The sequence below is a fragment of the Mucilaginibacter paludis DSM 18603 genome, from assembly GCF_000166195.2.
In the GTDB taxonomy this organism is placed as follows: domain Bacteria; phylum Bacteroidota; class Bacteroidia; order Sphingobacteriales; family Sphingobacteriaceae; genus Mucilaginibacter; species Mucilaginibacter paludis.
This window is the reverse complement of sequence record NZ_CM001403.1, coordinates 1522805-1542475: the sequence shown is the minus strand read 5'-3', so window position 1 is coordinate 1542475 and position 19671 is coordinate 1522805. Positions and strand designations below refer to the sequence as shown.

18 protein-coding genes, 1 tRNA gene and 1 pseudogene are annotated in these 19671 nt (G+C 43.3%); 14 read left to right on the top strand and 6 right to left on the bottom strand.

Annotation, left to right across the window (positions count from 1 at the left end):
- Window positions 1-46: 46 nt before the first annotated feature.
- Window positions 47-412: a hypothetical protein gene (locus MUCPA_RS06505; protein WP_157543828.1), complete on the bottom strand. Its 366-nt coding sequence runs from the start codon at window positions 410-412 to the stop codon at window positions 47-49.
- 202 nt (window positions 413-614) lie between these two features.
- Between MUCPA_RS06505 and MUCPA_RS06500 the strand changes: the two genes are divergently transcribed.
- Both MUCPA_RS06500 and MUCPA_RS39490 read left to right on the top strand, forming a co-directional pair.
- Window positions 615-833 carry a hypothetical protein gene (locus tag MUCPA_RS06500; protein ID WP_008505215.1) on the top strand — a complete coding sequence of 73 codons (219 nt, stop codon included), beginning with the start codon at window positions 615-617 and terminating at the stop codon, window positions 831-833.
- Between the two features lie 36 nt (window positions 834-869).
- Window positions 870-1655, top strand: a pseudogene (locus MUCPA_RS39490) (recombinase family protein); the annotation flags it as partial.
- A gap of 728 nt (window positions 1656-2383) precedes the next feature.
- Here the strand turns inward: MUCPA_RS39490 and MUCPA_RS06490 are convergent.
- A tRNA-Ser gene (locus MUCPA_RS06490) sits at window positions 2384-2471 on the bottom strand.
- 213 nt (window positions 2472-2684) lie between these two features.
- On the opposite strand from MUCPA_RS06490, the gene MUCPA_RS06485 reads away from it, so the two are divergent.
- A complete protein-coding gene (locus tag MUCPA_RS06485; RefSeq protein WP_008505211.1) occupies window positions 2685-3656 on the top strand; it encodes a polyprenyl synthetase family protein in 972 nt (323 codons plus the stop codon).
- A 347-nt stretch (window positions 3657-4003) separates the two neighbouring features.
- Window positions 4004-4795, top strand: a complete 792-nt coding sequence (gene cdaA / locus MUCPA_RS06480) for a diadenylate cyclase CdaA (protein ID WP_008505209.1) — start codon at window positions 4004-4006, stop codon at window positions 4793-4795.
- 281 nt (window positions 4796-5076) lie between these two features.
- On the opposite strand, the gene MUCPA_RS06475 is transcribed toward cdaA, so the two are convergent.
- Window positions 5077-7593 (bottom strand): M1 family metallopeptidase, encoded by a 2517-nt coding sequence (locus MUCPA_RS06475; protein WP_008505208.1) that lies wholly within the window; start codon window positions 7591-7593, stop codon window positions 5077-5079.
- Between the two features lie 119 nt (window positions 7594-7712).
- On the opposite strand from MUCPA_RS06475, the gene MUCPA_RS37585 reads away from it, so the two are divergent.
- Window positions 7713-7904, top strand: coding sequence for a hypothetical protein (locus MUCPA_RS37585; RefSeq protein WP_008505206.1), 192 nt, complete (start codon window positions 7713-7715; stop codon window positions 7902-7904).
- Window positions 7877-7966: a hypothetical protein gene (locus tag MUCPA_RS39485; RefSeq protein WP_157543827.1), complete on the top strand. Its 90-nt coding sequence runs from the start codon at window positions 7877-7879 to the stop codon at window positions 7964-7966. The genes MUCPA_RS37585 and MUCPA_RS39485 overlap by 28 nt, the downstream gene beginning before the upstream one ends.
- A 359-nt stretch (window positions 7967-8325) precedes the next feature.
- Here the strand turns inward: MUCPA_RS39485 and MUCPA_RS06465 are convergent, their stop codons facing one another.
- Window positions 8326-8736, bottom strand: coding sequence for a BrxA/BrxB family bacilliredoxin (locus tag MUCPA_RS06465; RefSeq protein WP_008505204.1), 411 nt, complete (start codon window positions 8734-8736; stop codon window positions 8326-8328).
- Window positions 8737-9051: 315 nt separating this feature from the next.
- On the opposite strand from MUCPA_RS06465, the gene MUCPA_RS35745 reads away from it, so the two are divergent.
- The 6 genes from MUCPA_RS35745 to MUCPA_RS06425 all read left to right on the top strand — a co-directional run bounded on the left by MUCPA_RS35745 (window position 9052) and on the right by MUCPA_RS06425 (window position 14219).
- A complete protein-coding gene (locus MUCPA_RS35745; RefSeq protein WP_008505200.1) occupies window positions 9052-9912 on the top strand; it encodes a M23 family metallopeptidase in 861 nt (286 codons plus the stop codon).
- A gap of 78 nt (window positions 9913-9990) precedes the next feature.
- Window positions 9991-10362, top strand: a complete 372-nt coding sequence (locus MUCPA_RS06450; RefSeq protein ID WP_008505198.1) for a bactofilin family protein — start codon at window positions 9991-9993, stop codon at window positions 10360-10362.
- Window positions 10363-10487: 125 nt separating this feature from the next.
- Entirely contained in the window at window positions 10488-11804 is a 1317-nt protein-coding gene (gene ahcY / locus MUCPA_RS06445) for an adenosylhomocysteinase (protein ID WP_008505197.1), read from the top strand.
- Between the two features lie 151 nt (window positions 11805-11955).
- Entirely contained in the window at window positions 11956-12480 is a 525-nt protein-coding gene (locus MUCPA_RS06440) for a helix-turn-helix domain-containing protein (RefSeq protein WP_008505196.1), read from the top strand.
- A gap of 155 nt (window positions 12481-12635) precedes the next feature.
- The gene (locus tag MUCPA_RS39480) at window positions 12636-13007 is read left to right on the top strand and encodes a transposase (RefSeq protein ID WP_083839311.1); all 372 of its coding nucleotides are present in this window, start codon (window positions 12636-12638) and stop codon (window positions 13005-13007) included.
- A gap of 564 nt (window positions 13008-13571) precedes the next feature.
- Complete coding sequence (locus MUCPA_RS06425) at window positions 13572-14219, top strand: START domain-containing protein (RefSeq protein WP_008505195.1); 648 nt, start codon at window positions 13572-13574, stop codon at window positions 14217-14219.
- Between the two features lie 69 nt (window positions 14220-14288).
- Here MUCPA_RS06425 and MUCPA_RS06420 read toward each other — a convergent pair whose 3' ends face one another.
- Both MUCPA_RS06420 and MUCPA_RS06415 read right to left on the bottom strand, forming a co-directional pair.
- Window positions 14289-14774 (bottom strand): DNA-deoxyinosine glycosylase, encoded by a 486-nt coding sequence (locus MUCPA_RS06420; RefSeq protein ID WP_008505192.1) that lies wholly within the window; start codon window positions 14772-14774, stop codon window positions 14289-14291.
- 16 nt (window positions 14775-14790) lie between these two features.
- A complete protein-coding gene (locus MUCPA_RS06415; protein ID WP_008505189.1) occupies window positions 14791-15771 on the bottom strand; it encodes a polysaccharide deacetylase family protein in 981 nt (326 codons plus the stop codon).
- A 110-nt stretch (window positions 15772-15881) separates the two neighbouring features.
- Between MUCPA_RS06415 and MUCPA_RS06410 the strand changes: the two genes are divergently transcribed.
- Window positions 15882-16601, top strand: a complete 720-nt coding sequence (locus tag MUCPA_RS06410; RefSeq protein WP_008505187.1) for a pyridoxine 5'-phosphate synthase — start codon at window positions 15882-15884, stop codon at window positions 16599-16601.
- 156 nt (window positions 16602-16757) lie between these two features.
- Entirely contained in the window at window positions 16758-19649 is a 2892-nt protein-coding gene (gene gcvP / locus MUCPA_RS06405; protein ID WP_040625749.1) for an aminomethyl-transferring glycine dehydrogenase, read from the top strand.
- Window positions 19650-19671 lie beyond the last annotated feature (22 nt).

The window sequence follows — 19671 nt, the reverse complement described above, 5'->3', positions numbered from 1 at the left end:
CTAACAAGGCACTATGCAAATTCTATAATATCTGCCTCCGCCAAGTCTAAACCTTTACTGCTTTTTTAGCTTTTGCGGTTGGTGTTGCTGCGGGTTTTCTTGTTGTCGGCTTATTTTTAGCAATTTCCGGAGCTGTAGCACTTGGCGTGGCTTTATCCGTTTTTGATGTTTCGTCTGCCGCTTTTTTCTGCTCACTGGCTGAAACTAAGGCTGCTTCATCAATTACCAGTTCACGGGAAATCTTTTTGGCCAACTGCTTTGCATCCTTTTTAATTGCCTTTTCTATTTTCTTGGAGGCAGGGACTAATTTTTCAGCTACTGCTGTCAGTTCGGTAATTAAATTCAGGCTGATGTTTTTTCTTGCTGCTTTTCTGGCAGTTTTAACCAGTGATTTACGTTTCTGTTTTTTCATAAAAAAGTTGTATAAATACAAATATAGGTTAAATAATAGTATATATAATGTTATGGTTATGTTAACTACTTTGTAATCAATAATACAAGCGGCACAATAAATCACTAATAGCATATAATCCATAGCAAGTTGCGAACAGCTTGCGAATTAGGTAACCGGATCATCACCAGCTTTGCTGAAAACAAAAGAAAAGGTGAGTAGTATGGATAAAGAAATAGCTATATATCAACCTGTTGATATAGAAAAAAAGTATGAAGATGTGGAAAAAAACGGCACTGAAAATGCTGAAAATAGCGATCAATTAGCTAACTTAATAGCTGAAATCATCGTTGAGAACCTGGTCAGAAAGTACCGGGGCAAGTACAATCAGGTATCTTTTAAAGACGCTTCAGAGGTTCCGGACAGACTTAAACAGAAATAGGAGCCGTTTATTTAATTATGCTTTAGAAATAAGATTATGGATGCAATAGGATATATCAGGATAAGTAAGAAAGACCAGTCCACCCATTCACTGGACTACCAGGAAAAAAGCATCAGGGATTATTGTGACCGCAATCAACTGGCACTGGGTTCGCTATTCATTGATGACGGGGAAAGCAGCTATACATTTGACCGTCCTGACTTCGTTGCCCTTGAAACTTTTATCAAGGAGCACAAGAAAAAGGTCAAATACCTGATCGTATTTGACCATGACCGTTTTAGCCGTAACCTGCCGGAAGCATTGCAAAAAATCGAATCGCTGGAAACGAAACACGGGCTGAAGGTGATCGCTACTACGGAACCACTGGATATTGATACCTCTGACCCCTCGGTGTTCCTGTTAAGGGCATTCAAGTACCTTATCGCTAATCAGGAACTGCTGACTATTCGCCGGAGGGCGAAAGTAAGTGCAAGGCATGCCCAGGAATCCGGCAGATATATCAACGCCGCCCCTTATGCTTACCTGAACAGCAGGGATGCAGGTGGCAAGAACCTACTGATTATCGATCCCGATGAAAACAAAGTATTCATTGTGCGCAAGATCTACCGTGACTTCCTTGCCGGTACGCCAAAAAACATCATCCATAAAGAAGTTAGACAGCTTGGCTTTCCGCATAGTGCCAGTAGTGCGGTGTTCCGTGTCCTGAACAACCCGCTTTACGCAGGACTTGTCCGGGTTTGTGCCAGCGGGAAATACCCGGAGAAAATCATTAAGGCCATTCATGAGCCTATCGTTTCCGAATCTCAGTACTACCGGGCGCAGGAATTGCTGGATGTGAACAAGAGAATGATGAAAACCAAGCCCAAAGATGAATTCCCTTTAAAGGGTGTTCTTAAAAGCCCATGTTGCGGTACCAATATGACCGCCGGTTGGAGCAAAGGGAAAAACAAATATTACCTGTATTATCGCTGTATCACGCATACAACGGTCAACATACCTGGTGCGATGCTGCATGAGAAGTTTGAGGAACTGCTCAAACACCTAAGCCTTAAACAAAGCACCATTGATATTATTGTTGACAAGGTAACCCCACTGGTTAGAAATACATTTAAGGCGAGTGATGCGCAATACAAAAGTATTAAGGCACAGCTGATAGCCGTAGACACTAAAAAGGATGGCGTAGACCAGAAATTGTTCGACGGCGTAATTAATGATGATACCTATAAGAAATGGGTACTTAAACTGAATGGGGAAAGGGCGAAGCTGAACGAAGACCTGGAATACTTAGAGCGTATGAACGATGAGATAGAGCAGGATTTGTTGGTACTGCCTTATATGCTCAATTTACCAAAGATTTATGCAGATTCTCCGCTGTCGCAACAGCATGCTATTACGCGTGAGGTGTTCAAAGGTGGATTGACGTTTTCTGGTGGTATGTTTAGAACACCTGCTATCAATGAAGGGCTTGATTGTAACTTGTTGACACTCAAAAAGAAAGGGTTGCTCGAAATCGAGCAACCCTCTGGAAATCGTTTAAAAATTCCCTACTGCGGAGAGGGAGGGATTCGAACCCTCGATACACTTTTGGCGTATACACACTTTCCAGGCGTGCTCTTTCGACCACTCAGACACCTCTCCGTTTTTAAAGGACTGCAAAAGTAAGATAATCCTTTGTTATATCCCATAAAAATTAAGGTAAATTGATAGTTTAATGGTTGTCACTTTTATTTAACACATAATAGTGCAATATCCGCTCGCGGCTTTATACTGTTATTGATTTTTAACTTATGTTTGTCGCTGTTTTAAGCCTTTGGGCAAATGTTAAATATTACTAAAGCTTGTTTAGTTTAAATGCTGAGCATCGACGAGATAAAAAGACCCATAGCTGCAGAGATTGATGTTTTTGAGGAAAAGTTTAAAACCTCAATGCAGAGTTCCGTTCCGTTGCTCGACAGGATAACCCATTACATTGTAAAACGTAAAGGGAAGCAAATACGCCCTATGTTTTTGTTTTTGTCGGCAAGCTTATGTGGCGGCATCAATGAGTCTACCCATCGCGGGGCGGCTTTGGTTGAATTGCTGCACACGGCCACACTGGTTCATGATGATGTGGTTGATAACTCGTACCAGCGCCGGGGCTTCTTTTCTATCAACGCTTTATGGAAAAACAAGATAGCCGTTTTGGTGGGCGATTTCCTGCTCTCAAAAGGTTTATTGTTGTCTATCGAGAATAATGATTTTCACCTGCTTAAAATTGTATCAGAAGCCGTGAGGCAGATGAGCGAAGGCGAGTTGTTGCAGATAGAAAAGGTAAGGCGGATGGATATTGATGAGCCGGTTTACTACGATGTGATCCGCCAGAAAACGGCGTCGCTCATAGCTTCATGCTGCGCTTGTGGCGCGGCGTCTTCCGGAGCCGATGATGCCACAGTAGAGAAAATGCGCCTGTTTGGCGAAAAAATAGGCATCGCTTTCCAGATTAAAGACGATATGTTCGACTTTGGTACCGATGATGTTGGCAAGCCCTTAGGCATCGACATTAAAGAGAAAAAAATAACCCTGCCGCTAATCTACGCCCTGAACCATACAACGCCTACCGAAAAGAAACGGGTGATTAACCTGGTGAAAAATCATAACGACGATGCCCAAAAAATTGCCGAGATCATCAACTTTGTAAAGCAAACCGGCGGACTGGAATATGCTGAGAGCCAGATGAAGCTATACCAGGATGAGGCTTTCGAGATATTGCACGCCTTTCCGGATAGCGAATCAAGGCGCTCGTTAGAGCAACTGGTGCGTTTTACTACCGAAAGGAATAAGTAGAAGAGAAGCAAGAAGCCAGAGACAAGAAGCCAGAGTTTGGAGTAGGCAAACAAAATCAACAATTTTCAACTTCTCAACCAATCCTCAGTAACCATTATCTACCGCTGACTATATTCCACTTATTTAATATCAATTGGTTATAAAAAAATGGTAGTGAGCCTGTTGCTTTTCGAATCATTGGATATTAGGTTATCACGCAAAAATCGTGTCAAACTCAATAACAAACTTTCTAACCACTCCCAAATAACCCAGTAACCAATAACTCAATAACCACTAACCAAACACCAATAACAAAATAACAATCCTCAAACCTCCCAACCAATAAGTAAAGTTGCTAACTTCGTTCAATGCAACTGCACGATCTCACTTCATTCAATTTTACCTTTTTTGATGTGCTTGATATCTTGATCGTAGCCATCATTATATACCAGCTTTACAATTTAATCAGGGGAACCATAGCGGCTAATATTTTTATTGGTTTGGCGGTTATCTGCGTGATGTACTTTGTGGTACATGCCCTGCAAATGCGCTTGCTTACCAAAATATTAGAAAACTTTATGAACGTGGGCATTATTGCGCTCATTGTGGTTTTTCAGCAGGAGATCAGGAGGTTTTTGCTGCTGGTAGGTAAAAACGCGTCCCTACAGCGTAATAAGGCCTGGTGGCGTTATTTTTTTGGTAAAAACCAGGATGAGAAAAATAACCTGGCCCGTATTAAACCTATTTTGGATGCCTGCAAAAGTTTAAAGCAAACCCATACCGGCGCGCTTATTGTTTTTGCCAAATATTACGATGAGCAATTTTATCAAAACAGTTGCGAAATTGTGGATGCCAAAATATCAAAACGTTTACTGGAAAGCATCTTTCAAAAAACCAGCCCTCTGCATGACGGCGCTGTGGTAATAGCCGAGAATAAGATTAAAGCCGCCAGTTGTATTTTACCGCTCACAGATAATACTGACCTGCCGCCGCAATTTGGCTTGCGCCACAGGGCTGGTATTGGTGTATCTGAAGCCAACGATGCCACTGCTATCATCATCTCCGAAGAAACCGGCGAACTATCGTACGCCAAACACGGCCGGGTGAAAATGAATATCGGCTTTGCCGAGTTGGAGAAACTGTTAAATAAAGATTTTTAAATTGGACTGTGGTTTGGTGGACGTAGGCAAACTGCTGATTGCTGAACATTTTGACAGTACGATAGATTAACACAAGTTTCCTTGGCTCTTTTACCGCTTTTTCAATTCCTTTGAGGGGAGGGGGTGGTGATGTACGGCTGTAAGGGGGTAATCACGCGACAAAAATGTCGACCTCACAAATGTATCCGGAGCAAGCTCCATCAAGAGTGAATTTGTTGTTCCCTCTTGATGTTGATAATGTACTGGCGGTCTCCGCCAGTACATTATCAACAGAGCTCAGTCTAAAGCTTTTTGATTTCGTTAATCACCGTAGAAATATAATCTGTCTGAATAATTAACTGTTCTTTTACGGGCGAGGCAGTGTCTTTCGCTAAGGTGCTTTTATCTTTTTTTACATCCTCAAGCATCTGTATCAGGTAGGGGTTTACATTGTAGGTTTTGTATCTTATCGCCATCGCTTTCAGGTCGGCCACAGACTCTTTTACCGTTTCGGTATCATTGATGCGGCCCAGCATTTTTACGTAATCGCGCAACATATTAAACTTAAGCTGCACGCCTGCCTTTTTAAAGGTTTGGCTGATAAACGGAAATTCAGCATTGCCTCCGTTATGGATATAGAGGGCTACAATGGCTTCGGCCAGGGCATCGTTATTATCTTTTTCAAAGTCTTTGGCTATTTTGAGTGCGTCGGCAGGATCCAGCGTGCCTATTCCGGTTAAAGCTGCCGCCTGTATGGCGTAAGATTGGCTGCCGATAGCCGCTTTAAACAAGGGCAGGTTATCAAAATTATGCAATGGAACCAATGCATCAATAGCAGCCGCCTTAACCAAAGTTTTTTCGTCGTTTTTTATCAGATCGGTTAGGATGGGCAGGGCAGCGTTACGTACCGTTGGATTAGATAAATTGATGGCGCTGATAGCCTTAATACGTAGGCCCGCATATTTATCCTTTAAGGCGGCAAGCAGTATTTTCTGTGCTGCCGGGTTGCCCAGTTCCTGTTGCCTGTCGGCAGAGTCGATGGCCTCAAATCGATCGCCATACAGCGGAGCGTTAAAATACTGAAACGCCAGTTGGTCGAGTGTTTTGCTATCGGTTTTTTTGGCCAGGATAACCCTGTCCGCGTCAATATTAACCAAATCGGGCCGCAAGGCTGTTTTGAAGGTTAGGGTGTCTGATTTGCTCTTCATCCAAACTTTATACCGCTCCTTTTTGCCTCCGGCATAAATATCAATAGCCATGGGCAATACAAAAGCGTCGCCGTCCTGGCTTTGTTTTAAATAAACGGTTTGAGTTTTAGCCGCCTCATCCCATCCATAGCTCACGTTTAGCAAAGGGTGGCCTGGCCGGTAATACCACTGGTTAAAAAACCAGCTCAGATCGAGTCCGCTTGCTTCCTCCAGTGCCAGGCGCAACTGTTGCGCTTCGCCGGTTTTAAAAGCGTTTTGGCTGAGGTAGATGTGCAGCCCCTTAAAAAAAATATCTTCGCCCAAATAATTGCGTAACATGTTGAGTATACGGCCGCCCTTTTGGTAAGTAACTACATCAAAAACATCTTCCTTATCCTCATAATGGAATCTCACCAGTGGCTTGTTTGCTGCATCAAGGTTGCTCAGGTATTGCTGCATGGCCTGGTAGTTGTGGTCGTCGCCGGCATCCTGGCCATGTTTATGCTCGGCCCATAAGGTTTCGCTAAAATCGGCAAATGATTCGTTCACCGTTAAATTGCTCCAGCTTTCGGTGGTTACGTAATCGCCAAACCACTGGTGAAAAAGCTCATGTACAATATCGGTTTCGCTTTCGGGCTTGCCGTCAATCAATTCGCGGGCGGTAGCTTGCACCTGCTCGCCGTGCAGGGTAGCGGTGGTATTTTCCATGGCCCCGCTTACGTAATCGCGTACCACGATCTGGGCGTATTTGTTCCAGGGGTAATCAATACCCAGTTTTTGCGAATAAAACTCCATTACCTCGGGCGTAAAGCCGAAAATCTCCTTGGCATAAGGCGCGTATTTCGGCTCCAGGTAATAACTTACCTCTTTGTCTCGCCATTTATCTTTATATATTTTAAAATCACCAACGGCCATCATAAATAAATAGGGGGCATGAGGTAATTCCATCTTCCAGGTATCGGTACGCGTGCCGTCGGTATTTGCTTTTTGCGATGCCAGCCTGCCGTTAGATAAGGTTACATACTTAGCCGGAACGGTCATGGTGATCTCGTCGGTGGTTTTTTGGTTGGGCTTATCGATAGTAGGGAACCAGGCCGATGAGCTTTCGCTTTCGCCCTGTGTCCAGATCTGGATAGGTTTGGATGGATCGGCCCCGTCGGAATTAATAAAATAAAGGCCCTTGGCATCATTAATGGCAGCACTGCCCTTGGCTTTTAAACCATCGGGCTTAGCGGTGTAAGCAATGTAAACCTGGTAAGTTTCGCTGTTGTTATATTTTTTATCAAGTGTAATGGCCAGTGTAAGGCTATCATATTTAAACTTTAACGGGCTAAGCACGCCGTTTTTTACGATGGATATATTTTTAATATCCATGCCTTTGGCATCAAGCCGTAACGAATCGGTAGGGTAGGCATGGGGCTTTATGGTAACCCATTCCTTACCGTACAGGTAATGCTTTTGGTAGTCAAAATGCACATCGAGTTTGGTGTGTACCAGGTCGTTAATTTTGGGCGGCGTTTCCCTGTATATTTTTAACAAAGGGTCTGGAAGTTGGTTATTTTGCGCTAACAGCTTTGCCGGAACGCACATAGCGCCGGCAAAAAACAGGATACAGAGCCTGGTTTTATTCATTTGTGGTCAGTATAAGAATATAAGCTGGCTAATTTATTAATGTTTGGCAAATAACAAAAAAATGATTGCCATTAAATAAACAGCCATAAATGTTTAAATTTGTTTAAAACACCCGGGTAATGAAAACAGCTGAAATAAGGCAAAAGCTTCACGACTATATTAATACAGCCGAAGAGAAGAAGCTGAAAGCAATTTACACTATTCTGGAAAGTGATATTGAAGCGGACTGTAACTGGTGGGAAGATAGGAACTACTTGCCGAACTGGATAGGAGGGAAGCGGAATTGCTATCAGGCGCAGTGCAAGGAGTGAGTTGGGAAGATGTAAAAAAACGAGCGCTAAAGTCAATAGAAAAAGTCAAAATCAAGGCCTGAGTACCAACTAAGATTTCATCCTGAGGCTGATGATGAATTTTTAGAATCGTTTAATTGGTATGAGGAGCAAAAAAGGGATTAGGTACTCAGTTTATGGGTGAAATTGAAAGGGCGATAAGAAAAATTGAAGCTAATCCATTGCATTATAAAATTGCACGGCATAATTTCATGAAATATTGGTTGATGTATTCCCGTTCTTAATTGTTTATACAGTTGACCAAAAAGAGAAGGTTGTTTATATCGCGGCCATATTCCACACCAGTCGCCACCCCAAACAAAAATTCCCCAGAAAATTTAAGGCATAAAAAAATCCGGAACCAAAATGATCCCGGATTTTTTATGCAAGCTATTAATCAGGCTTAGCAATATTGTTCAAATGCACCTATCAGGTTATCGGCTATCATTTGTGCCGGACGGCCTTCAATTTGATGACGCTCAATAATGTGTACCAGTTTGCCATCCTTAAATAAGGCCATTGACGGCGACGACGGAGGATAAGGCAACATGTAGTTGCGGGCGGCATCAACAGCCTCTTTTTCCATGCCTGCAAACACAGTAACAAACTTATCGGGGTGTTTGTCGCTTTGGCTGGCAATTTTGGCCGCAGGGCGGGCATTGGCAGCAGCGCATCCGCATACGGAGTTAACCATCACAAATACGGTACCTTCTGCTTCAATAGCTTGTTTCACTGCATCAGCATCTTTTAACTCTTCAAAACCAACTTTGGTTAAATCTTCCCGCATAGGGGCTACTAAATATTCCGGATACATAATTTCTTTGTCTTAACTATTACAAAAATACTAAATCATTATTGGTTTAAATTTATCAATTTGAATAATAACATTTTGCTGACGATAAAGGCCGGCGCAGACACGCTTGTAAAAGGTAGCTGGTTTACTTTTACATGCATGGGGGTTTCGTTTGGGGTAAAAAAATTAATGCAGACCGCTGGTTGCATAGTATATAAGCAAGATGTTTTTTTAATCATAAATAATTGTTTAACTGCATGTTAAACAATTATTTATGTTATTGATTTTGTAATTCATTCCATATATTGCAATCCCTTAACCAATATATTGCATTGGATGAATATAAAACACACTGATATTACAACCATTATTGTTTTAAACAAAAATAAGCAGCATACCAAATCTCTTCAAATTAAAACAAAGCATTTAAACCGGCTTTGGCATTATGGTTTCGGTATTTTAGCTGTTGTGGTTTGCCTTATAGGCGGTATTTTATACCTGAAACATCAAAATGAAAACAAGGAAGCAGAGAAAAAGCTGCTGATGGCCCAGCTTATTAAGTTAAAGGGGGCTGTTGCCGCACCAAAGGCAGATAAGGGTGTTTCGGCCCAAACCTATATCCAATCTATCCAGCTTAAATTGCAGCAAATTAACGAATATCTGCGCAAGCGGGGCTTAAAAGGCTTTTCAACCAAAGGGGTTGGCAGCAGCGGGGCCGCTGATGGTGCAAAGCTATCCGATAAGGATGTATACCTTAATTACGACGAGTATTTGGGCCGTTTGGTGTCTGCGGTAGGTTATACACCGATGGGCTACCCGCGTATTAGCTCGTTTACCTCGTTTTTTGGCTACCGGAGCGATCCCTTTAATACGGGCAGTGCCGAGTTTCATCCTGGTATTGATTTTAAGGGCCAAAAGGGCGACGAAGTTAAATGTACTGCAAATGGCAGTGTTGTTTTTGCGGGATGGTACGGCGGTTACGGTAATTGTGTTAGGGTGGCGCATGGTAATAATTTAGAAACCCTGTACGGCCATCTTTCACGTATTATTGTAAAAGTAGGCCAGCAGGTAGCCGTTGGCGAAAAAGTTGGCGAGGTAGGCTCAACAGGGCATTCAACCGGAACGCACCTACATTACGAAGTACGCAAAAATGGCAGGCCAGTTAATCCCGTTAATTTTTTGACGCTGAATAAATGAGATTTATTTTACTGCAATAAGGCTTTATCCTCCTGTTAATTACACCTGTCGGTCCAACAAATTTAACCCCACCTGAACATGTCAATTTTTAAAAAACGAAACAAAATAGCGCTCGATCTGCAAGCCATATCCACGTTAATTAGCGAGGGTTGTGTTTTAGATGGCAATTTAAAAGCCCCGGCCTTTGCACGTGTTGATGGAAAGGTTGTTGGCGATGTGAGTGTGGACGAAGGATTGATTTTAGGCGAAAAAGGTATGATAACAGGCCATGTTACAACTAAGGAAATGATTGTTTATGGAACAGTTAGCGGTAATATTTCCGTTCAATCACTTGAGATCAAAAGTACAGGCCACATCAATGGTGAAATAATAACGCAGAAGTTACTGGTAGAAGCTGGCGCGGTTTATAATGGCAACCTTTCTATGGCGCAAGGCGACCATAAGGCTTAGGGTGGCTTTAAGGCCAAAGGTTACTGTTTTTAAATCTTTTATGACATCACGTCAACCGAAGCCATGTCTCAGGCAATTCTGTTTAAATTATTTATTTACTATTTTTGTGGCATAAATTATAAAACATGTCATCAGTAGAAACAGAATTTGTTAAATACAAAGTAAAAGATATTTCGTTAGCGGAATGGGGCCGTAAGGAAATAGGGCTTGCCGAAGCCGAAATGCCTGGTTTAATGGCTCTTCGCCAGGAGTTTGGCGCATCAAAGCCCTTAAAAGGCGCGCGTATAGCGGGATGCCTGCACATGACTATCCAAACAGCCGTTTTAATTGAAACTCTGATTGAATTAGGTGCCGAAGTTACCTGGTCATCATGTAATATCTTCTCTACTCAAGATCATGCCGCTGCCGCCATAGCTGCCGCTGGTATTTCTGTATATGCCTGGAAAGGGATGAATGCTGCAGAATTTGATTGGTGCATTGAGCAAACTTTATATTTTGGCGAAGACCGTAAACCATTGAACATGATTTTGGATGATGGCGGCGATTTAACCAATATGGTTTTAGATAAGTACCCTGAACTGGTTGCCGAAATTAAAGGTTTATCAGAAGAAACTACTACAGGCGTTCACCGTTTATACGAGCGTGTTAAAAACGGCACTTTACTGATGCCTGCCATTAACGTGAACGACTCGGTAACCAAATCGAAATTTGATAACAAATACGGCTGCCGCGAATCGTTGGTTGATGCCATCCGCCGCGCTACCGATGTAATGATGGCCGGTAAAATAGCCGTTGTTTGCGGTTATGGCGATGTGGGTAAAGGTTCGGCCGATTCGTTACGCAACGCCGGTGTTCGTGTTATCGTGACCGAGATTGATCCGATCTGTGCACTACAGGCCGCCATGGAAGGTTTTGAAGTAAAGAAACTGGATACCGCAGTTAAAGAGGCCGATATCCTGGTAACTGCTACCGGTAATTGCAATATCGTTCGCGAAAGACACTTCCGCGCCTTAAAGGATAAAGCGATTGTTTGTAACATCGGCCACTTTGATAACGAGATCGATATGGCCTGGTTAAATAGCGCTTATGGCGATACTAAAATTGAAATTAAACCGCAGGTTGATAAATATACCATTGAAGGTAAGGATGTAATTGTATTAGCCGAAGGCCGTTTGGTTAACTTAGGCTGCGCAACAGGTCACCCTTCTTTCGTGATGTCAAACTCTTTCACCAACCAAACCCTGGCCCAGTTAGAGCTTTGGACAAACGGAAGTGCCTACGAAAACCAGGTATATACGCTGCCCAAACACCTCGACGAAAAAGTAGCCCGCCTGCACTTAGCCAAAATTGGTGTAGAGCTGGAAGTACTTGATCAGGAACAAGCTGATTATATCGGTGTACCGGTTAGCGGTCCGTTTAAATCGGATGCTTACAGGTATTAAGGTTTAGATTTGAGATATCAGATCTGAGTATTGAGATATTGAGGGATGTGGTTTTTGCCATGTCCCTTTTTTGTGTTTGGGATGGAACAGTGGACTTTATATAAAGTCTAATATATTTTTACAATTAAATAAAAAAGTGTATCTTGCTACGATGAGCAAGATAGCATTAACAGTAAAAAATTACACATCGGAGGAATTAAGGTCTTTATTGAGAAAAGATGAAAAGTTTCAACAAGCGGTAAGATTATATGCCTGCTACCAGGTTTCTTTGGGAAAGCGTCCGCAGGAACTGGAATCGATCTATGAGACTTCATTTAAATCGATCTGTAATTGGGTAAACCGATTAAATGAAGGCGGAATAGAGGCCTTGATTGATAAAGTAAAACCAGGCAGAAATAACCGGCTTGATTCCAATGAATTACAGGCGATAAGAATGATTTTACTAACTAAAAAACCCGAGGATTATGGTTATAACAGCGCCACCTGGACAGGGCCTTTATTGATCGATCTGATTAGAAAAGAATATCAGGTCGACTATAAAAAAGCGCAGATCTATAACATATTGAAAAAATTAGGATTAACCTTTCAAAAAGGAAAAGGCATTTACCCTGAAGCACAAGACCGGGAAGAAAAGGTAACCGCTTTAAAAAAAACTTCGGGAATCAAGGGAGGCTAATGCCGTCATTGTGTTTCAAGATGAAGCCAGTTTATCAAATACAGCTACGGTTTCGTATATGTGGTCAGAAAAGGGAAAGCAGCCGAGAATCAATCAAAAGCAACGAAAAAGAGAAAGAAAGACTTTATTCGGCTGTATAGAACCCGAAACAGGCATTGTTATTACGGGCAAAGCAGACAAAGGGAATAACAGTTAGTTTTTTTACCTTCTTGTTACTGGTAGCCAAACAGTATCACGACCGAAAGGTTGTTATGGTTTTGGACAATGTGCCTTATCATCACGCCAACAGACTAAAGCCAATATTGGAAAGATATAAACATCGCTTAGAACTCGTCTATCTCCCGCCGTACTCTCCGGATCTCAATCCGATTGAAAGAGTTTGGTGGTATATGAGAAAGAAAATTACGCATAACCGATATGTTCAAAATCTGGAAGATAGAATCAAAAACTTTGACGCGTTTATGCAGGACTTTAAAGTCGAAAATGAAATCGGTAAGAACTTAGCTAAGTTAATTGTAAATATTTAGTGGACTTTATATAAATTAAAATATAGGTGTCGCTGTTCTGAATTTTATTATAAGATGATATTAGGGAAAAGTATAAACGTTTTGTCATCTCGACCGGAGGGAGAGACCTTCTGCGCGTGCCAGATGGGCTGTAATGATTACGCGGAGTGCCTGGCAATGAGAGTTTTGACGACTTTTAAAAAGTTGTCAAAGCTGGTTGGAGAAGGATGAATGTGGCGCATACTTATCGCTCGTAAAAGTTCCCTCGTACCTCGGGATGACAGGGTGGTGGGTAGGATCGATCAATCAATTGGTTGGGTGATCAGAAAAATCAATTATTCAAAAACGCTTTCCCGTTTCTCAAATTTTGTCATCTCGATTACGGAGGAGAGAACTTTTTCCTATGAAAATTCTCCAATGTGTTTTGAAAGTGAGGGGCTTTTGCTTGCGATTAAAAAGGGAAAGCGGCAATTATCTGTTTTCCATGCTGTGATGTCATCCTGGCGTCTACAAAACATAACTTTAAAGTCATAAATTAAAAAGGAAGGACGAACGTTTTGCCTTTTTTTGTTGCTTTGCCTTGCTATGGGCAAAAAAATAATATTGCTGTTGATATGGGTACTGGTGCATAGCACTGCGGTATACGGGCAGGAAGCCTGGAAACTGGCCGTATTAAAGGAAGGCATTAAGGTTTATACCCGGCCTGTTGTTAATTCAAAGTTTAAGGCCATCAAGGTAGAGTGCAGTTTGCCGGTGCATCCGTCGCAACTGGTTGCCGCCATTATGGATATTGATAACAGCTACCAATGGGTTTATCATAGCAAGGTGAACCGTATTATAAAAAGGGTTTCGCCGTCGGAGTTATATTATTACTCGGAAGTGAGCGTGCCCTGGCCGGCTGAAAACCGCGATTATATTTCGCACATTATGGTAAGCCAGAACCCCAAAACCAAAGTGACCACTATTGATGCGCCTTGCATAGCAGGGATGGTGCCCGAAAAAAATAATGTAGTACGCATTACCCATTCCATCGGTAAGTGGACTATCTGGCCTTATGTAAATAATGGCATTAAGGTGGAGTATGAGCTGGAGGTTGACCCCTCCGGATCAGTACCGGCCTGGCTGATCAATTTGTTTATAACCCAAGGCCCGCTCGAAACTTTTCAGAAACTGGAAGCCTATCTGCAAAAAAAAGATTATAAGGAAGCGAAGCTGGGGTTTATTGCGGATTAGAAGAAATTACTTTTTCCCCGGTGTCGGTGTCCTCACCGACAATTTACGTAATCGTGCTCAGAGCAGGACTTAAAATTGTTTTAAAGCAGCGCTCCAGGCAGTTAACTTAATTTGATAAGCAACGGTATTAGCCGGGCTGGTAGAAGGCATTACCCCGTAAAGCATATCGCTGGTAAGCGCCATTTGTTTTTTGAAGGATTTGTAACTGGTGCTTCCGTTAAATAAAATCAACCTGATTTGGGGATGCGTTTTAAACAGCGTTTCAAAATCGTTGACCATGCCATTCCTGATATTGACATCTAAACTCCCTTCGCGCTCACAACTTGCAAAAACATCCCATAAGCCTATATCATTCCGTCGAAGCAAATTAGTTTTGTCCTGATAATCAGTCAGGTGCTTGCCTGCATTAAACACATCGAACATAATTTGCCAGAAGGCGTTTCTTTTATTGGCGTAATATTGCTGTTCCGTAAGCGATTGTTCGCCCGGCATCGATCCTAAAATAAGTATCCGGGCGCTGCTATCAATAATGGGTTTAAATGCTTTTTTGGTCATCGTTACTGGCTTTCTATCATTCAAATTCATCTTCCACACTTTCGCGCAAATCGTACAGCAGCCATTGTTTATCGGTAATGGCTTTGGTTTTACTTTGCAACAGTTTAATAAAGTCGGTTACGCCTATAGGTTCGTTTCCATTGCCGTGGATAAGCACAATGCTGCCTGCCTGGGGCTGCTGCCCTTTAGCTAACCAGGCATCGGTGCCAATGGGGATGAGCCCAAAGCCGGTAATACTGTAAATCAATTGCTGGTCTGACACCAATCCCGGGAAACGAAAAAACACCGAGGGTAGCAGTCCGCTCCGTAACATCGCCTTCTCGGTTTCCAGTACTTCGTAACTGATGTTAGTACCAGGTTCCAATAAAAAGTTCTCTTTGAGGGGCAGGGTTTTGCTCACGCGATGATTGTAGGAGTGATTGATCCAGGTGATGTAAATCTCATTTTTCAGCTGCATTTCTTTGAGCCAGGCCAGATCATCCTGGTGCTGCTTCATCCAGATGCCGGTTACCGACAGGGCGATGGGCACAGGCCGTTCCACTTTTTGAAACTGCTGAAAAATGTCGGTGAATATCCTCCGGTCCAAAGGCCGGTGCGATGGGCATAGGTCGGCCGTTAAAGTAATACCGGTTTCTTTAGGCATACCGCTCTGAATGCCTGCATCTTGTATGGATTTGGATTGTTTTTCGGCCTTACTGATCGCTTTTTCGTACGATGTGTTGGCAAAATACCGGCGTGCGCCGGGCATGTCCATCGGCGTAATCGTATATAAACCTTCTTCGTCAATCTTGGTATCCAGGCGGCGGGGTTCTACCAGCAGCAGGTAAGTTTTTCCGTTGCTTTCAAATTTACGGATGCAGAGCCAATCCTGCGTATTGCGTTTAGCCGAGGCATAATAAACGGTGTAGTTTTTGATATTGTGGTAGATGGCCTGTGCTGAGACCTTGTAGAATAGGCCAAGAAATATGAAGTATAGAAATGCGATTTTTTTGATCATCGATGGTAATAGTTTGGGCTGAAATTAGGCATTGTATTTGAATTAATGATTTAAAACCATTAACGCGGTAATTGGTTTATCAAACGTAATTAATTTATCTTTGCCCTATCATGACACGCCTATCCGTTAACATCAACAAAATAGCCACCCTGCGTAACTCACGCGGCGGTAATAATCCAGATCTGATCAAGGTAGCTTTAGATTGCGAGCGTTTTGGCGCCGAAGGTATAACAGTACACCCCCGGCCCGATGAGCGCCATATCCGTTACCAGGATGTTGACGATTTAAAAAAAACAATTAAAACGGAATTTAACATTGAGGGGAACCCGGTTGAAGATTCGTTTATGAAACTGGTACTCAACAATCGCCCTGCCCAGGTAACGCTGGTGCCCGATGCTTTGGGTCAGATTACTTCTAACCACGGCTGGGATACCATTGCCAATCAAAGCTATTTAAAAGAGGTGATCTCGGAGTTTCAACTGGCCGGCATCCGGGTATCTATTTTTGTTGATCCTGTTGCCGAAATGATTGAAGCCACCGCTACCACCGGCACCAACCGAATTGAACTATACACCGAGGCCTACGCCAGCGGCTACCATGCCGACCGTGAAAAAGCCATTGCGCCCTACGTTGAAGCCGCGCAGATTGCGCAGAAACTGGGCCTGGGTTTAAACGCCGGCCACGATCTGGATTTAGTTAACCTACAGTACTTTGCCCAAAATATTCCGGGTTTGCTGGAGGTAAGCATAGGGCACGCCTTAGTTTGCGATGCTTTGTATTATGGTTTGGAAAATACAATTCAGATGTATTTGAGGCAGTTAGCGGTTTAGAGAATGAATGGCTTATAATCTATAGAAAATGTAGTTTTTTTCGCTTCATTTCTAAATACTTAGCTTAGGTAAAATCATTGTCAGTATTTGGTATAGGGTTGTTAAGCAATAGGTAATTTTGTACCTTTGCGGAAAATATCTGACCCCCACCATTTCATGAAATTAAATATCGATTACCAGGAAAAATTTCAGCAACGTCATATCGCTCCTAACGAAGCCGACACCGCCGAAATGCTGCAAACTGTTGGTGTAAATACCATTGATGAATTGATTAGCCAAACGGTTCCTCAAAAAATCCGTCTTAAAGCTCCGCTAAACCTGCCGGTTGCCAAAAGTGAGTTTGACTACCTGAACGATTTAAAACAAACCGCGTCAAAAAATAAAGTATTTAAAAACTACATCGGCCAGGGCTACTATGATGTAATTGTACCCGGTGTAATACAACGGAATATTTTAGAGAACCCCGGCTGGTACACCCAATATACCCCTTACCAGGCCGAAATTGCGCAGGGCCGTTTACAGGCTTTGTTAAACTTCCAAACCATGGTACTGGATCTTACCGGGATGGAGATTGCCAATGCCTCGTTATTAGACGAAGGTACAGCCGCTGCCGAAGCCATGTTTATGCAATACAGCTTGCGTAAAAACCAACAGGCTAAGGTTTTCTTCGTTTCCGAAGAGTTGTTTCCGCAAACTATCGATATTTTAAAAACCCGTGCCCAGCCTTATGGCATCGAACTGCAAATAGGCGATCACCGCGAGGTTGAATTGAACAACCAGATGTTTGGCGCCATTGTACAATACCCGGCCGGTAGTGGTGCGGTTTACAATTACAGCGGTTTTGCTGCCGATGCGCATACCAAAGGTATCAAGTTAACTGTGGTTGCAGATATCATGAGTTTGGTACTGCTAACGCCTCCGGGCGAGTGGGGCGCCGATATTGTAGTTGGCTCAACGCAGCGCTTTGGTATCCCGATGGGTTTTGGTGGCCCACATGCCGCTTTTTTTGCTACTAAAGACGAATACAAACGCTCTATGCCTGGCCGCATTATTGGTGTAACCATTGATAGCGCAGGTAATTATGCCTTACGCATGGCTTTGCAAACCCGCGAGCAGCACATCCGCAGAGATAAAGCTACCTCTAACATCTGTACCGCCCAGGCTTTGCTGGCTATTATGGCCGGTATGTACGCGGCCTATCATGGCCCTCAAGGTCTGAAGCTGATTGCCGAACGGATCCACGGTTTAACCATTCTGTTATCAAAAGCATTAACTGCTTTGGGTTATGAGCAGCAGAACGATGTTTATTTTGATACCTTAAAATTTGAGCTGGGCGATTTGGCTGCGCCGATACACGGCCAGGCCATCAATAACGAAATGAATCTGCATTATACAGGCTCATCAGTAACTATCAGTTTAGACGAAACTACTTCGGTTGAAGATGTAAAAACCATCATTAGGTTTTTTGCCAAAGTAAAAGCCAAAAGCCTGAACGATATTGCTTTTGATGATCTGAAAGAGGATATTGAAACTGTGATTCCTGCCGGATTGCAACGTCAATCTGCCTATTTAACACACCAGGTATTTAACGCGCACCACTCGGAGCACGAAATGCTGCGCTATATCAAGTCGCTTGAGGCTAAGGATCTTTCCCTTTGCCACTCCATGATCGCCCTGGGTTCATGCACCATGAAGCTGAACGCTACTACCGAAATGGTACCCGTAACCTGGGCCGAGTTCAGTAAGATGCACCCCTTCGCGCCGGTTGATCAAGTTGGCGGTTATATGGAAATATTTGACGAACTGAATAAATGGCTAAGTGAGATTACAGGTTTCGCAGCCATGAGTTTGCAGCCTAACGCTGGCGCACAAGGTGAATATGCCGGTTTAATGGTAATTCGCGCTTATCATCAGGATAGGGGAGACCGTCACCGCAATATCGCGCTTATTCCATCATCCGCGCATGGTACCAACCCTGCTTCGGCAGCTATGGCCGGGATGAAGATTGTAGTGGTGAAATGCGATGACAACGGAAACATAGATGTTGCCGATTTAAAGGCTAAAGCTGAACAATATCAAAACGACCTCTCGTGCTTAATGGTAACTTACCCATCAACGCATGGTGTGTTCGAAGAATCGATCATCGAGATCTGCCAGATCATTCACCAGAACGGCGGCCAGGTGTATATGGATGGTGCCAACATGAACGCGCAGGTTGGCTTAACCAGCCCCGCAAACATCGGTGCCGACGTTTGCCATTTAAACCTGCATAAAACATTCTGTATTCCGCACGGTGGTGGTGGCCCAGGTATGGGCCCTATCGGCGTAGCCAAACACCTGGTACCTTACCTTCCGGGCCATGCAGTTGTTGATATCGATCAGGGTAAATCTATTTCGGCGGTATCTTCTGCTCCGTGGGGTTCTGCATCGATATTGTTAATATCGCATGCTTATATCGCTATGATGGGGCCTGATGGTTTAACCAACGCCACCAAATATGCTATCCTGAACGCCAACTATATCAAAGCCCGTTTAGAGAAGCATTTCCCGGTACTGTATGCAGGCGCTAATGGCCGTTGCGCTCACGAAATGATTTTGGATTGCCGCTCGTTTAAAAGCGCCGGGATCGAAGTAACCGACATTGCCAAACGTTTAATGGATTATGGTTTCCACGCGCCAACGGTATCTTTCCCGGTAGCTGGTACAGTAATGGTTGAACCGACGGAGTCGGAACCGAAGCATGAGCTTGATCGTTTTTGCAACGCCATGATCGCCATCCGCCACGAAATTGAAGATGTAGCCAATGGCACGATGGATAAATTAGATAATCCTTTAAAAAACTCACCGCACACAGCAGCCGTAATTACAGGAAACGATTGGGCGCATCCCTATACCCGCCAAAAAGCGGCTTTCCCACTGGCTTACGTAGCAGCCCACAAATTCTGGCCGTCGGTAGGCCGCGTAAACGATACTTATGGCGATAGAACGCTCATTTGTACCTGCCCGCCTATGGAGGAATACGAGTTTGAGGAAAGTGTTTTAGAGTAATTTCTGAACGGAAAGCAGGAAG